At 28.8% G+C, this 13818-nt stretch carries 16 protein-coding genes; 6 read left to right on the plus strand and 10 right to left on the minus strand.

Annotation, left to right across the window (positions count from 1 at the left end):
* The first annotated feature begins 22 nt into the window (after window positions 1-22).
* Complete coding sequence (locus BTO07_RS17430) at window positions 23-199, plus strand: hypothetical protein (protein ID WP_198342447.1); 177 nt, start codon at window positions 23-25, stop codon at window positions 197-199.
* A 78-nt stretch (window positions 200-277) separates the two neighbouring features.
* On the opposite strand, the gene BTO07_RS09960 is transcribed toward BTO07_RS17430, so the two are convergent.
* The 6 genes from BTO07_RS09960 to BTO07_RS09985 form a co-directional block, all read right to left on the minus strand.
* A complete protein-coding gene (locus BTO07_RS09960; protein WP_087521084.1) occupies window positions 278-883 on the minus strand; it encodes a DUF4230 domain-containing protein in 606 nt (201 codons plus the stop codon).
* Window positions 884-981: 98 nt separating this feature from the next.
* The gene (locus tag BTO07_RS09965) at window positions 982-1599 is read right to left on the minus strand and encodes a lipoprotein signal peptidase (protein ID WP_087521085.1); all 618 of its coding nucleotides are present in this window, start codon (window positions 1597-1599) and stop codon (window positions 982-984) included.
* A gap of 43 nt (window positions 1600-1642) precedes the next feature.
* Complete coding sequence (locus tag BTO07_RS09970; RefSeq protein WP_087521086.1) at window positions 1643-2287, minus strand: hypothetical protein; 645 nt, start codon at window positions 2285-2287, stop codon at window positions 1643-1645.
* Window positions 2288-2345: 58 nt separating this feature from the next.
* Window positions 2346-2723 carry a TraR/DksA family transcriptional regulator gene (locus BTO07_RS09975; protein ID WP_087521087.1) on the minus strand — a complete coding sequence of 126 codons (378 nt, stop codon included), beginning with the start codon at window positions 2721-2723 and terminating at the stop codon, window positions 2346-2348.
* Window positions 2724-2728: 5 nt separating this feature from the next.
* Complete coding sequence (gene ileS / locus BTO07_RS09980; RefSeq protein WP_087521088.1) at window positions 2729-6136, minus strand: isoleucine--tRNA ligase; 3408 nt, start codon at window positions 6134-6136, stop codon at window positions 2729-2731.
* Between the two features lie 160 nt (window positions 6137-6296).
* The gene (locus tag BTO07_RS09985; protein ID WP_087521089.1) at window positions 6297-7064 is read right to left on the minus strand and encodes a TerB family tellurite resistance protein; all 768 of its coding nucleotides are present in this window, start codon (window positions 7062-7064) and stop codon (window positions 6297-6299) included.
* 349 nt (window positions 7065-7413) lie between these two features.
* On the opposite strand from BTO07_RS09985, the gene BTO07_RS09990 reads away from it, so the two are divergent.
* The 3 genes from BTO07_RS09990 (at window position 7414) to BTO07_RS10000 (ending at window position 8799) form a co-directional block, all read left to right on the plus strand.
* A complete protein-coding gene (locus BTO07_RS09990) occupies window positions 7414-7824 on the plus strand; it encodes a BrxA/BrxB family bacilliredoxin (protein WP_087521090.1) in 411 nt (136 codons plus the stop codon).
* A gap of 74 nt (window positions 7825-7898) precedes the next feature.
* On the plus strand, window positions 7899-8138 hold the full coding sequence (locus BTO07_RS09995; protein ID WP_087521091.1) for a hypothetical protein: 240 nt from the start codon (window positions 7899-7901) through the stop codon (window positions 8136-8138).
* A gap of 1 nt (window position 8139) precedes the next feature.
* Window positions 8140-8799, plus strand: coding sequence for an HD domain-containing protein (locus tag BTO07_RS10000; protein WP_087521092.1), 660 nt, complete (start codon window positions 8140-8142; stop codon window positions 8797-8799).
* Here BTO07_RS10000 and BTO07_RS17435 read toward each other — a convergent pair whose 3' ends face one another.
* Window positions 8800-8973 carry a hypothetical protein gene (locus BTO07_RS17435; RefSeq protein ID WP_198342448.1) on the minus strand — a complete coding sequence of 58 codons (174 nt, stop codon included), beginning with the start codon at window positions 8971-8973 and terminating at the stop codon, window positions 8800-8802.
* A gap of 8 nt (window positions 8974-8981) precedes the next feature.
* Window positions 8982-9851, minus strand: coding sequence for an AraC family transcriptional regulator (locus tag BTO07_RS10005; RefSeq protein ID WP_087521093.1), 870 nt, complete (start codon window positions 9849-9851; stop codon window positions 8982-8984).
* A gap of 194 nt (window positions 9852-10045) precedes the next feature.
* On the opposite strand from BTO07_RS10005, the gene BTO07_RS10010 reads away from it, so the two are divergent.
* Both BTO07_RS10010 and BTO07_RS10015 read left to right on the plus strand, forming a co-directional pair.
* Window positions 10046-10627, plus strand: a complete 582-nt coding sequence (locus BTO07_RS10010) for a hypothetical protein (RefSeq protein WP_087521094.1) — start codon at window positions 10046-10048, stop codon at window positions 10625-10627.
* A gap of 262 nt (window positions 10628-10889) precedes the next feature.
* Window positions 10890-11468, plus strand: a complete 579-nt coding sequence (locus BTO07_RS10015) for a hypothetical protein (RefSeq protein WP_087521095.1) — start codon at window positions 10890-10892, stop codon at window positions 11466-11468.
* Between the two features lie 84 nt (window positions 11469-11552).
* Here the strand turns inward: BTO07_RS10015 and BTO07_RS10020 are convergent, their stop codons facing one another.
* Entirely contained in the window at window positions 11553-12326 is a 774-nt protein-coding gene (locus BTO07_RS10020; RefSeq protein ID WP_087521096.1) for an enoyl-CoA hydratase/isomerase family protein, read from the minus strand.
* 48 nt (window positions 12327-12374) lie between these two features.
* Window positions 12375-13784 carry a sensor histidine kinase gene (locus tag BTO07_RS10025; RefSeq protein ID WP_087521097.1) on the minus strand — a complete coding sequence of 470 codons (1410 nt, stop codon included), beginning with the start codon at window positions 13782-13784 and terminating at the stop codon, window positions 12375-12377.
* Between the last annotated feature and the right edge of the window lie 34 nt (window positions 13785-13818).

A 13818-nucleotide genomic window follows, 5' to 3' on the forward strand; every position in this document is an offset into this window, starting at 1 on the left:
ATAATTTTAAAGACAAAACATCATGAAAAACACAGAAAAAACTCAAGATATTGCTCAAGAAATTACTCGTAAAGAAGCAATTAAAAAAATAGGAAATTATGGTAAATATGCTGCGTTAACAGCTTTAGGAACTTATCTGATTTTAAACCCACAGAAAGCACAAGCTTCAAGTCCTGAAGCACCAGGTGCTGGGTTCTAATAAAAAGCATTACAGTTGGGGGATTGTAATGCTAATTATAAAAAGGTTGTCAAATTTGGCAACCTTTTTTATTTTAAACTACTTTTTAAAATCCTGAAAACTGTTTATAAAACCCGAACTTGTATTGTCTACAACTTGCCAATTATAAATAGATGAAAGTTGATAAATTTTAGATAATTCTTCAAACAATCTTGTTTTTGCTTTCTCTTTTAAATCCGTTACTTCAATTGTTTGTTTAATCTTCTCAATACTTTTTTGGTTAATTTTATTCAATTCTTCTTTAGAAAAAACATTAAACTGACTTTGTTGTAAATCGAAATATTTAACATCAGGAGAAATAATAACTTCTTGAGTTGGTATTTTATTGATAATGATTTTCTTACCCACAGAATCTATCTGAATTTCTAGTTTTGATAAATCATAACCAACCTCAACATCGGCATTAACTGTAATTATTGCTTTTTTATCAAACGATACATAATCGTAAAAATATTTTTTAGAATCTGTGTAATTGTAAACTTCAGAGAAAGTACCTTTAGAAACAACCAGTTTACTTAAGTTTTTAATGGAATTTACAACTACTTGTATTTCTTCCTTTTTATGATCTTTCTCTTTTTTAACATACCAATATTTGGCAATAAAAAAACCAATTAAGAAAACAATAAGGTATTTTAGAAAGCGCATTTTTTTTTAAGATTTAAACTGTTAGACCAAATAATTCTAGTTACAATTTCTCAAAAAAAACGAAATAGAAATCAATTTTAAAATTTGAAACTAGAAGACTAAGCTTTAACTACTTCTTCTTCCTTTGGAAAAGCTTGTTTGCTAAAAATAAATAATAAAGCAACACCAATACTTATAAAAGCATCTGCAGGATTAAAAATATATTGAAAAAAAGTAAACTCTTCACCTCCCATAAAAGGAATCCATTCTGGTAAAACGCCTTCCCAAAAAGGGAAATATAACATATCTACTACTTTACCATGAAACAACTCACCATAAGGTTTGTCTGAAAAAAGTGTTGCAACTTTATGATTTGAACTATCAAAAATAACTCCATAAATAACAGAATCTATGATATTACCAACTGCACCAGAAAAAATGAATGCAATAGCAATAATTACTGCATTGTGTACTTTTCTTTTAATGTTTTGTGCTAACCAATAGATAATACCAGTTACAGCAACCAATCTAAAAAGCGTTAGAAAAAGTTTACCTGCTCTACCACCAAACTCAAAACCCATTGCCATTCCATTATTTTCTACAAAATGAATTTTAAACCAATTAAAAACCTCTACTTCTTCATTTAGAATAAAGTGTGTTTTTACGTAAATTTTAATTACTTGATCTAAAATAATTGCAATTAGAATAGTAGCAATTGCAAGGTTCTTTTTTGACATTTTTCTAGTATTTGTAGGCACAAAAATAACAATATTATTGTGTTTATTTAGTAGTTAAGAAAATATTAGCATTTAAAGAGTGTATACTTATTTCTTTCTCTAATTTTTCTTCCTTTTTTTGATCTAATTTTTCAACTAAAATACCGTTAATTTTAATTTTACCGGTTTTAGAAACCACATCAATTTTTCCGTTATTCAACTTCGCGTATAAGTTTCCTGTATACATTTTAACCTGTAAATTCGCATAAATTGTATGCAATTTTAAAATTCCGTTTTCAATAAAAATTTTTAAATCTCCTTTATAACTTTTAGACTCAACGTTTATTTCATCCCCAAAAACTGCAATCACTTTATTTTTCGGTACTTTAATTATTGCACTTGCTCTATGCAATCTTTTGGTAATAAACTTTCTAAAAACCCTATCTTCTATTTTATTATCTGGTATTTCAAATTGAATCTTTACTAAATTAAACTCCTCTTTATAAAGAATATGCTGTTCTTCTATATTTTCTGCAAACAAAGTAATTTCAATAAAATTTGATGCTGAATTTTCTATGACAAAATCATCTAACCCAAGCGTAGAAATTTCTATTTCTTTTGATTGGGTTTCAAATTTTTTAACAACTTTCTTTTGCGATAAAATTGCAGTAGAAATCAAACAGAATAAAATGATAAAACGTCTTTTCATTGAACAAAAAAAGCTTCTTTACAGAAGCTTTTAGAATTTTATATTACAAATAAAAGGGTTATTGTTTACGTTTTGCCTCTATACTTAAAGTTGCATGAGGAACTAACATTAAACGTTCTTTTTGTATTAGTTTACGAGTAACTCTACACACTCCATAAGTACCATTCTCTATTCTTAATAAAGCATTGTTAAGGTCTCTAAGAAACTTTTCTTGTCTTATAGCTAATTGTACATTTGCTTCTTTATTCATCACTTCAGAACCTTCATCAAAAGATTTAAAAGAATGAGAAGTATCATCAGTACCATTATTAGCATCATTTTTATATGCAGCTTTTAACAAAGCTAAATCTTCTTCTGCTCTTGCGATTTTTTTGTTAATAACAGCTTTAAACTCTTGTAAGTCCTCTTGGTTGTATTTTGCTTTTACGTCTGACATAAATCTTACATTTTTTCGATTAATATTTTACTTTTTATGGTATCAAACTCAATTTCTGTACCATCTTTCAACTCATCAACAAAAACCAATTCTTGGGTTAATGTTTCACTCATGATATAGTCTTTATTATCTGTGATAGATTTTTGTAGGTTTTCGAAATTTAAAACCGTTAATTTTATTCTATCTGCTAACTCTAAACCTTTGTCTTTACGTGCATTCTGAATTCTGTTTACCAATTCTCTGGCAACTCCTTCTTTACGTAATTCTTCAGTTATGGTAACATCTAAAGCAACTGTTAACGAACCTTCATTTGCAACCAACCAACCTTCAATATCTTTCGATGATATTTCTACATCTGAGATATCTAAAGTAATATTTTTCCCATTAATGTCAAGCAGAATGTTTTTATCTTTTTCTATTTTGTTAATATCTTCTTGGTCAAATTTTTGAACCTCAGCAGCGATAAAACGCATATCTTTTCCAAACTTGGGTCCTAATGTTTTAAAATTAGGTTTTATCTGTTTGATTAAAATATCTGATGCATCATCTAAAATTTGAATTTCCTTAATATTTACTTCGTTCTTAATTAAGTTTGCAACTGCTAAAATTTCTTCCTTCTGTTGCTCACTATCAACAGGAATCATAATTTTTTGTAACGGTTGGCGCACTTTAATCTTTTCTTTTGCTCTTAATGATAAAACTAAAGAAGATATAATTTGCGCATTTTCCATTTTACGCTCTAAGCTTTTATCAACAAAACTTGCATCGTATACTGGAAAATCTGATAAATGAATACTTTCTGATGTTTCTTTACCGGTTACAGAATTTAAATCTTGATACAATCTATCCATAAAAAACGGCGCAATTGGCGACGCTAATTTTGCAATCGTATTCATACAAGTGTACAAAGTTTGATATGCAGAAATTTTATCTGTTTGATAATCTCCTTTCCAAAAACGTCTTCTACTTAAACGTACATACCAGTTACTCAAATAATCTTGTGTAAAATCTGATATTGCTCTTGCAGCTCTTGTTGGTTCATATTCTGCATAGAATTTATCAACTTTATTAATTAAAGTGTGTAATTCTGATAAAACCCATCTATCTATTTCTGGTCTGTCTTTTAAAGGAATATCTGCTTCCTCATAAGAAAAACCATCTGTATTTGTATATAAAGTAAAGAACGAATATGTGTTATATAAAGTTCCGAAAAACTTACGTTTTACTTCTTCAATTCCTTCTAAATCGAATTTTAAATTGTCCCAAGGATTTGCATTTGCAATCATGTACCAACGTGTTGCATCTGCTCCATAAGTTGATAATGTTGTAAACGGATCTGTTGCGTTTCCTAAACGTTTAGACATTTTATGTCCGTTTTTATCTAAAACTAAACCGTTAGAAACCACATTTTTATATGCTACAGAATCAAAAACCATTGTAGAAATTGCATGTAAAGTATAAAACCAACCACGTGTTTGGTCTACTCCTTCTGCAATAAAATCTGCTGGAAAAGATTCGTTTTCATCGATTTTCTGTTTATTTTCGAACGGATAATGCCATTGTGCATAAGGCATAGAACCAGAATCGAACCAAACATCAATTAAATCGCTTTCACGTTTCATTGGTTGTCCAGATGCTGAAACTAAAGTAATTTCATCAACAATATTTTTATGCAAATCTAATTTTGCATAGTTTTCTTCTGAGTTATTATCAACTTCGAAATCTGCAAAAATATCTTTAGCTAAAACACCAGCTTCAACAGCTTTTGCCATTTCTTGCTTTAATTCTTTAACAGAACCAACACAAATTTCTTCTTTACCATCTTCTGTTCTCCAGATTGGTAATGGAATTCCCCAATAACGAGAACGAGATAAATTCCAATCATTTGCATTTGCTAACCAGTTTCCAAAACGCCCAGTTCCTGTAGATTCAGGTTTCCAGTTAATGGTTTTGTTTAACTCATACATTCTATCTTTTACATCAGTAACTTTAATAAACCAAGAGTCTAATGGGTAATATAAAATTGGTTTATCTGTTCGCCAACAATTAGGATAACTGTGCTTATATTTTTCAACCTTAAAGGCTTTGTTCTCTGTTTTTAATTTAATAGCTAACTCAACATCTATAGATCTTTCTGGCGCTTCACCATCATTATAATATTCGTTCTTAACATATTTACCTGCAAATTCGCCCATTTCTGGTCTAAATCTACCTTGTAAATCTACTAAAGGAACTAAATTATCGTTTTCATCTTTCACCAACATTGGTGGAATTACAGGTGTTGCTTGTTTTGCAACTAAAGCATCATCTGCTCCAAAAGTTGGTGCTGTGTGCACAATACCTGTTCCATCTTCTGTAGTCACAAAATCTCCAGCAATTACTCTAAAAGCATCTTGTGGATTATCATTTGGAAGACAGTAATCTAAAATTTGTTCGTATTTAATATCAACTAAATCTTTACCAACAAATTCTTTAATTACGAAATAAGGTATTTTTTTATCACCTGAATTATAAGCAGATAAACCTTCTGAAGTTTCAACTTCAAAGTTATTTTTTCCTCCAAATTGTTTTCCTACTAATTTCTTAGCTAAAATTACTTTTGTAGGTTCGAATGTATATTGATTAAAAGTATCAACTAAAACATATTCAATTTTTGGTCCAACAGTTAATGCAGTATTACTTGGCAATGTCCAAGGAGTTGTTGTCCAAGCTATAAAATAAATAGTTCCTTCGTTTTGTAAAAAGTTTGGAAGCGTATTTTCTATCGCCTTAAATTGTGCAACTACAGTTGTATCTGTAACATCTTGATACGCACCTGGTTGATTTAATTCGTGAGAACTTAAACCTGTACCAGCTTTTGGAGAATATGGCTGAATTGTATAGCCTTTGTAAATTAATTGTTTGTTGTAAATCTCTTTTAATAACCACCAAACAGACTCCATGTATTTTGGTTCATACGTAATATATGGATCTTCCATATCTACCCAATAACCCATTTTCTGAGTTAAATCGTTCCAAATACCTGTGTAACGCATCACTGCTTTTCTACAAGCTGCGTTATAATCTTCTACAGAAATTTTCTTACCAATATCTTCTTTGGTAATTCCTAATTCTTTTTCTACACCTAATTCTATAGGTAAACCATGTGTATCCCAACCAGCTTTACGCTTTACTTGGAAACCTTTCATAGTTTTATATCGTGGAAAAATATCTTTAATTGCTCTTGCTAAAACATGGTGTACACCTGGTAAACCGTTTGCAGAAGGAGGTCCTTCAAAAAACACAAATGGTTTTGCATTTTCTCTTGAAGTTACACTTTTTTCAAAAATGTTGTTTTCTTGCCAATAATCAAGAATTTCTTCTGCTACTTTAGGTAAGTCAAGTCCTTTATATTCAGGAAATTTCGCTTTCATTTTCTGTCATTTCTAATAAGAATGCGAAAATAAGGATTTTCTTGGAATTTTAAACGTTTGAAAGTAGCAAAGTTGTAAAGTGAAAAAAAGTTACAAAGGCTCAAAGTTGCAAAGAATATGACTTTGCTACTTTGTTACTCTGAAGCTTTGTTATACATGCTTACATTCCTCTCTCATTTTTTATCTTTTCATAAGCAGCTTGTATGCTTTGAAACTTCTCATTTGCACCTTTTAAATGCTCTTCTCCTAAACCTTGTAATTTGTCTGGATGGTATTTTTTCACCATCTTTCTGTAACCACTTTTTACTTCTGCATTAGTAGTAGTTTTTTCTATTTCTAGAATTTTATAAGCATTTTCTGAAGCATCATAAAACATTGCTTTAATCGATTCAAAATCTCTTTGGTTGATATATAAATAACCTGCTATTTTTCTAATTTCTTCTACTTCGGCTTCTACTACAAATTCATCAGCTTTAGCTATACCAAACAAAAAATGCATTAATTGCAAACGTGAAGCGTGCGACATATTTTGTCTAATCTGAATACATACTTGACGTGCAGAAACTTCTTTTTTTATAATTCCGCTAAAAAGTTTAAATGCATTATTGGCTCTTTCTTTACCATACATACCAACAAATTGAGCCCTTACAAAGTCTAACTCACGTTGATCTACTTTTCCATCAGATTTTATAACTATGGATGCCAAAACAAGTAAACTCATTTCAAAATCTCCAGATTGTGTATCTACAGAACCTCTGCCTCCTCTATTGCGACCAACTCTTTCTTGATATTCTCTTTGTTCTTCAGTTAAATCTTTTTCTGAAAAACCATCTACAAAACTACCTACTGCAAAACCAATGGCTGCACCAATAGGACCTCCTAAAGTAAATCCTAATCCTGCTCCTAACCATTTCGTAAAACTTCCCATATATTATTTTTAAATAAGAGGCAAAGTTACAAAGATTAAAATAGATTATTAGATACTTAGATTGTTGGATTTATAGAAATCATTAAAAATAGTTAGACTTTATTTGCATGAAGGATTGAAGCATTTGTTTGAGCTCTTTTTTGTTTTCTCAAAAAAAGCGAGTGCGAAAAGCCTGACGATTTTTGAAAAAAAGTGTAGTAAAACGAAACTTTTATTTAAAAATGGACATGCCCAAAAAGAAAAAAGTAATTGGTATCAATTTTATTGATATTTCTATTGAAACTACCATTTTAAGTATATTGAATTTTGACAAACAAATACCTATCTTTGCATTTTAAATTTAGAAAATATGTATCCAGAAGAATTAGTAAAACCAATGCGTGATGAGTTAATTAACGCAGGTTTTGAAGCATTATATACAAGTGAAGACGTTGAGAACGCAATGTCTAAAGAAGGAACAACTTTAGTAGTAGTAAACTCGGTTTGTGGTTGTGCAGCAGGTACTGCAAGACCAGGAGCAGTTGCTTCTTTAGCAGCTGAAAAAACACCAACAAACTTAACAACTGTTTTTGCAGGTGTAGAAAAAGAATCTACACAAAAAGCACGTGAGTTTATGATTCCTTTTCCAGCATCTTCTCCAGCAATCGCATTGTTTAAAGATGGTAACTTAGTGCACATGTTAGAGCGTCACCATATTGAAGGTAGATCTGCACAAATGATTGCACAGAATTTAGCACAGGCTTACGACGAGTTTTGTTAAGAAACAACTCAAAAAATTATACAAAAATCCATTCTTTTTAGAATGGATTTTTTATTTTTATAAAAACATATTTTATGGCATCTACATTTTCTAATTACTCAAAAGAAGAACTTCTTAAAAAACTTAAAAGTCAGAAAACAATAGCTATTGTTCAAGCTATTGTGATTCTATTAATGATCATTTTCGCGATATTCTCTACAATGGAAAACGGACTTTCATTTCAAACCTTTTTGCCTTTATTTTTTGCTCCAATGTTTTTTGTGATGATTTTTGAAGTGAAAAAAATTAAAAAAGAACTCGCTTTAAGAAAATAAGATGCATCAAGAAAAAATTATTTCTAATACCATCACTTTTGTAAAAGAAGAACTTAAAAATGCAGAAGGTGGACATGATTGGTTTCATATAGAACGTGTTTATAAAAATACCTTGTTAATTTCTAAAGAAGAAAATGTAAATGTTTTTGTAGTTTCTTTAGCTGCTTTATTACATGATATTGCTGACCCTAAGTTTTATAATGGTGATGAAACTATTGGACCTAAAGTTGCTCAGAAATTTTTAGAAGAACAAACAGTTGATGAGAAAATTATCAATCATGTAATTAACATTATAAAACATATTTCTTTTAAAAATTCTTTTGATAAAACTGGAGAAAAATTCACTTCTAAAGAAATGAAAGTTGTACAAGATGCAGATAGATTAGATGCTATTGGCGCTATTGGTATTGCAAGATGTTTTAATTATGGTGGCCTTAAAAACAGAGCTCTTTACAATCCTGAAGTTGCTCCGAATTTAAATATGTCTAAAGAGGAGTATAAAAATTCTAATGCTCCAACAATTAATCACTTTTATGAAAAACTACTTTTATTAAAAGATAAAATGAATACTGTTGCTGGAAAAAAAATTGCCACAAGTAGACATATTTATATGGAAGATTTTTTAAAACAATTTGATGATGAATGGAATGGAATTAAATAATTAATTCTCTTTTGCAACTTCTAATGCTGTTATTTTATGTTCTAAAACAGCTAACTCTTCTCCGCTTTCAATTATCTGATCTACAGTTAAGTTTTTATTAGAATTTACAAAATCTAATAACTCTTTACTTTTAAAGGTGTAATAATCAATTGCAGTTTCAATTTTATCTTTCATATAATTTATTATTGAATTAAACTAAGCATTTCATTTCTGTACTTTGAAGCAGATTTTCCTGTAAATTCTTTAAACAATTTATTAAAGTGAGAAAAATTATTAAAACCACATTCAAAACAAATATCTGTAATACTTGTCTGACTTTCTGATAATAATTTAGTTGCATGTACAACTCTGTATTCATTTACCAATTTAGTAAACGTTTTACCTGTTGTTTTTTTAAAGAATCTACAAAATGCAGGAACGGTCATACTAACCAAATCTGCTATTTCATCTAAGCTAATATGCTGATTAAAGTTCTCGTTTATATGTTTAAAAATAATATCAATTTTACTACTATCTTGTGGTTGTGTTTCAAAAGCAAAACCATCTGCATTTAAAATTGTATAATCTTCAGATTTAGAAAGTGTATGTAATATTTCTAACAAAATTAAAATCTGCTTAAACCCTTTCTTCTCTGATAAACGCTCAATCTTAGGACCTAATTTCTCTTTAGTTTTTACTCCAAATAGAATTCCTTTCTTCGCTTTTTCAAACAAAATGCTAATAGGTTTCATCTCAGGTACTTCAAAAAACACTTCACCTAAAAAGTCTGGTTTAAATTGTACTAGTGTTTCAGAACCATTTGTTGTAAGCCTATCTGTAAAACCATTATGAGGTAAGTTAGAACCTATTAATAATAACTGACTATTATTAAAGTAAGACAAATGATTACCAATATGCCTTTTACCTTTTCCTTTATTTACATAAACCAATTCGATTTCTGGGTGAAAATGCCAGAAAGCTTTTATCTGCTTTAAAAACTCCGTATGCTTTTTTACAAGTATAGAACTTCCAAAATCTGGGCTAATTTTTTCTAAAGTTGGTTTAACATTCATAATATTCTAATTTATATCAAATTTACGACACTAAAATCTAAAAAGATGTATAAAATTAACAAAATTATATACTATATTAACTTAACATCTATTTAACATATACATAACTGATAATTTAGCACACAAAAATACCAATTTTGATGTTTTCATAACAAAATTTCTGTCATAGATTTGCAGTATAATTATTTAATATTATGAAAACAATAAAAAAGATTACACTAGTAGCATTAATGTTAGGAACATTAATTGGTTACGCAAACGAAGACAAAAACACTACTGATAATAAAGCTAAAAGAACAGTTAAAGTAGAATTTAAGAATGTTAAAAAAGGACAATCTTTAACTATTAAAAATGATCAAGGTACAGCAGTCTATAATAATGAAATTAAAAACTCTGGAAGATATTCTAGAATATTTGACTTTTCTGCTTTGGAAGACGGAATTTATTCAGCAGAATTAAATAAAGATTTTGAAATCATTATTAAGAAATTTTACGTTAAAAATGGTTTAGTTACTTTTTTAAATAACAATAGTGAAAAAGTATTTAAGCCTGTAATTAGAACTAAAGACAATTTACTTTATATTTCTAAATTAGACTTCAACCAAGAACCTTTAAAGGTTATCATATACTATAATGGTAATGTTATTCTTTCTGAAACTTTAGAAGGTAAAGAGCATTTAAATAGAGTTTACAGATTATCTGAAAATAAAGTTGGTAATTATAAGATTATTCTTAATACTGAAGATAGAACTTTTGTAAAAGGTTTTACAATATAAAAATTTAGTTAATTGTTTTATTAAGCTTATGGCTTGATAGTAAAAGCGAGTCCAAAAGGGCTCGCTTTTTTATATATAACTAATTAACACATCTAAATTACTATGCACGCACAGTATGTGAAATTAACCTAAATCTACTCTATATTAACCTAGTAGTTAATTAACATTTTAATAACTGATAATTTAGAACATAAATAAACCAATTTTGATGTTTTCAGAATTAAACTTCTGTCTTAAATTTGCAGTATAATTATTTAATATTATGAAAACACTAAAAAAGATTACACTAGTAGCATTAATGTTAGGAACATTAATGGGTTACGCAAACGAAGACAAAAACACTACTGACAAGAAAGCAAAAAGAACAGTTAAAGTAGAGTTTAAGAATGTTAAGAAAGGGCAATCTTTAACAATTAAAGATAATCAAGGAACAGCATTCTATAGTAATGAAATTAAAAACTCTGGAAATTATTCAAGAATATTTAATTTTTCTGCTTTAGAAGACGGAATTTATTCAGCTGAATTAAACAAAGACTTTGAAATTCATATTAAAGAGTTTTATGTTAAAAATGGTTTAGTTACCTTCTTAAATAACAATAATGAAAAAGTATTTAAGCCTGTAATTAGAGCTAAAGAGAATTTGATTTATGTTTCTAAACTAGCATTTAAACAAGAGTCTGTAAAAATTATTATACACTATAATGATGAAGTTGTTCTTTCTGAAACTTTAGTAGGTAAAGAGTTACAAAGAGCTTACAAACTATCTAAAAATAAAACTGGTAAATATAAAATTGTTGTGATTTCTGATAATAGAAGTTATATAAAGGAGTTTACTCTATAAAAATTTAGTTAATTGTTTTATTAAGCTTATGGCTTAATAGTAAAAGCGAGTCCTTTTGGACTCGCTTTTTATGTATACTTTTTTCTAAAAATTAGGTTTTCTTTTTCCTAAGAAAGCAGTTGTACCTTCTTTAAAATCTTCTGTTCCAAAACATTCTCCAAACTCTTCAATTTCAACATCAAAACCATCTATACCATCTTCAAAACTTGCATTAATTGCTCTTATAGCCGCACTAATAGCTACCGATGAGTTTCTTATAATTTTACTTGCAATTTTTTCTACCAATGGCAATAATTCTTCTTGTGTAGTTACATGATTAACCAAACCACACCCTTTGGCTTCTTCTGCAGATATCATACCTGCTGTCATAATCATTTCCATTGCTTTTCCTTTACCTACTAATTGAGGCAAACGCTGTGTACCTCCATAACCTGGAATAACTCCTAAAGAAACTTCTGGCAACCCCATTTTTGCATTATCAGATGCAACTCTAAAATGACAAGACATCGCTAATTCTAAACCACCACCTAAAGCAAAACCATTTACTGCTGCAATAACAGGTGTAGATAAATTTTCTATATAATCAAATAACATTTCTTGTCCTTCTCTTGCCAAATCTCCTCCTTCTTCAACAGAAAAATGAGCAAATTCAGAAATATCTGCTCCAGCAACAAAAGCTTTTTCACCACTTCCTGTTAGGATAATTACTCTAATATCATCATCATCTTCTAACGCTTCAAAAGCAACATTTAACTCATTAATAGTTGCGCTATTAAGTGCGTTTAATTTTTTTGGTCTGTTGATAGTTACTTGAGCTAAACTATCCTTTTTCTCAATTAAAATATTTTCGAAATTCATTATTTATGGATTTAATTACCTCTCAATTTCTTTTAAGGTAATATTATATTATTTCTTTGGTAAAGTCACTGTAAAAATAGTTCCTACTCCTTCTTTAGAAGTAAAAGAAATAGAACCATCATAAGCTTCAATTATATTTTTTATCATTGCTAAACCTAATCCCATTCCACTAGTTTTGGTGGTGAACTTTGGTTCAAAAATTAAATCTTTCACATCTTCAGCAATTCCTTTTCCATTATCAGAAACTATAATTTTTAAATTATTATCTTCTGTTAAAACTTTAACTTCAATTAAAGGATTCTCTTCTTTATCTGTTGCTTGAATCGCATTTTTAACTAAATTAGTTACAATTCTAATCAACTGTGTTTTATCTAAATTAGCATGTAATTCAGTTTCTTCAGGGTAATACTTTATGTATGATTCATTAAAAATATCTAATGCAAACTTTACAACACTAATAATTTCTATTTGCTCCTTTTTTTGAGTTGGCATTTTAGCAAAATCAGAAAAAGCAGAGGCTATAGAGCTCATTACATCTATTTGCTGAATTAATGTTTGACTAAATTCTTTTAATTTCTCTTTTGCTTTTTCATCTAAAGGATCAAACCTACGCTCAAAACTCTGAACAGTTAGTCTCATTGGAGTTAGTGGGTTTTTAATTTCATGAGCCACTTGTTTTGCCATTTCTCTCCACGCTTGTTCTCGTTCGCTTCTAGCTAATTTAGCAGCACTTTCTCCCAGTTCATCAATCATGTTATTATACGCTTCCACTAAAATACCAATCTCTGAACTTGCTTTATTTAATATAATTTTTTCATTTCTTTTATTTAAACGGGTTTGCTCCATTTTATCAGAAATGGTTTTTATTGATCTCGTTATATAACTAGATAAAAAATACGCAAGAGCAATTGCGATTAAGAACATTAAAATATATACCAACCCCAACCTCTGCATAAATTCTTTCAATTCTTTTTCAATTTCAGAGTTGTCTTGAGTAAATTGTAATTCTAAAATTCCAATTCTTTTAAACTTTGGATCATGAATAAAAGAAAATGATGATTGATAGCCAATTCCTTTTTCTTCTCTTGTTTTAAATATTTTATGATTAGAATTTTGAGCCAATTCATTAAGAATATTTTCTGGAATTGGTTTATTATCAATCTTTTCAAATGCACTTGCAATTGAAGATTTTAGTAAATCACCTTGTAAATCATACATAGAAATATTCATCTTATTAATAGATGATATTTCAAAAATTCGCTCTTGAAATATTTTTGGTAAATTTTGAGTATTTACAGAATATGTAGTCTTGTTTTTTAATTCTAACTCAATGGTTTGTTTTGTAGTTGCTTCTTTACGCTCAAAACGTTGAATATTATAATCTTTTGTTTGTTCATCATATTGATAAACAGTTACTACCAAAATTAATATTGATGCTAATAACACCAACAGAATCATTGATAAAAATATACGTATTCTTAAAGAAATCTTT

The sequence above is a fragment of the Polaribacter sp. SA4-12 genome (assembly GCF_002163675.1).
In the GTDB taxonomy this organism is placed as follows: Bacteria; Bacteroidota; Bacteroidia; order Flavobacteriales; family Flavobacteriaceae; genus Polaribacter.

Bases quoted from the DNA above. Each gene is read 5' to 3' on its own strand.
- BTO07_RS09995 (WP_087521091.1), top strand. From the start codon at position 7,899: ATGGCATCTACATTTTCTAATTACTCAAAAGAAGAACTTCTTAAAAAA.
- BTO07_RS10010 (WP_087521094.1), top strand. From the start codon at position 10,046: ATGAAAACAATAAAAAAGATTACACTAGTAGCATTAATGTTAGGAACA.
- BTO07_RS09965 (WP_087521085.1), bottom strand. From the start codon at position 1,599: ATGTCAAAAAAGAACCTTGCAATTGCTACTATTCTAATTGCAATTATT.
- BTO07_RS10005 (WP_087521093.1), bottom strand. From the start codon at position 9,851: ATGAATGTTAAACCAACTTTAGAAAAAATTAGCCCAGATTTTGGAAGT.
- BTO07_RS17435 (WP_198342448.1), bottom strand. From the start codon at position 8,973: ATGAAAGATAAAATTGAAACTGCAATTGATTATTACACCTTTAAAAGT.
- BTO07_RS10025 (WP_087521097.1), bottom strand. From the start codon at position 13,784: ATGATTCTGTTGGTGTTATTAGCATCAATATTAATTTTGGTAGTAACT.
- ileS (WP_087521088.1), bottom strand. From the start codon at position 6,136: ATGAAAGCGAAATTTCCTGAATATAAAGGACTTGACTTACCTAAAGTA.
- BTO07_RS09960 (WP_087521084.1), bottom strand. From the start codon at position 883: ATGCGCTTTCTAAAATACCTTATTGTTTTCTTAATTGGTTTTTTTATT.
- BTO07_RS10015 (WP_087521095.1), top strand. From the start codon at position 10,890: ATGAAAACACTAAAAAAGATTACACTAGTAGCATTAATGTTAGGAACA.
- BTO07_RS09985 (WP_087521089.1), bottom strand. From the start codon at position 7,064: ATGGGAAGTTTTACGAAATGGTTAGGAGCAGGATTAGGATTTACTTTA.
- BTO07_RS17430 (WP_198342447.1), top strand. From the start codon at position 23: ATGAAAAACACAGAAAAAACTCAAGATATTGCTCAAGAAATTACTCGT.
- BTO07_RS09990 (WP_087521090.1), top strand. From the start codon at position 7,414: ATGTATCCAGAAGAATTAGTAAAACCAATGCGTGATGAGTTAATTAAC.
- BTO07_RS09970 (WP_087521086.1), bottom strand. From the start codon at position 2,287: ATGAAAAGACGTTTTATCATTTTATTCTGTTTGATTTCTACTGCAATT.
- BTO07_RS10020 (WP_087521096.1), bottom strand. From the start codon at position 12,326: ATGAATTTCGAAAATATTTTAATTGAGAAAAAGGATAGTTTAGCTCAA.
- BTO07_RS10000 (WP_087521092.1), top strand. From the start codon at position 8,140: ATGCATCAAGAAAAAATTATTTCTAATACCATCACTTTTGTAAAAGAA.
- BTO07_RS09975 (WP_087521087.1), bottom strand. From the start codon at position 2,723: ATGTCAGACGTAAAAGCAAAATACAACCAAGAGGACTTACAAGAGTTT.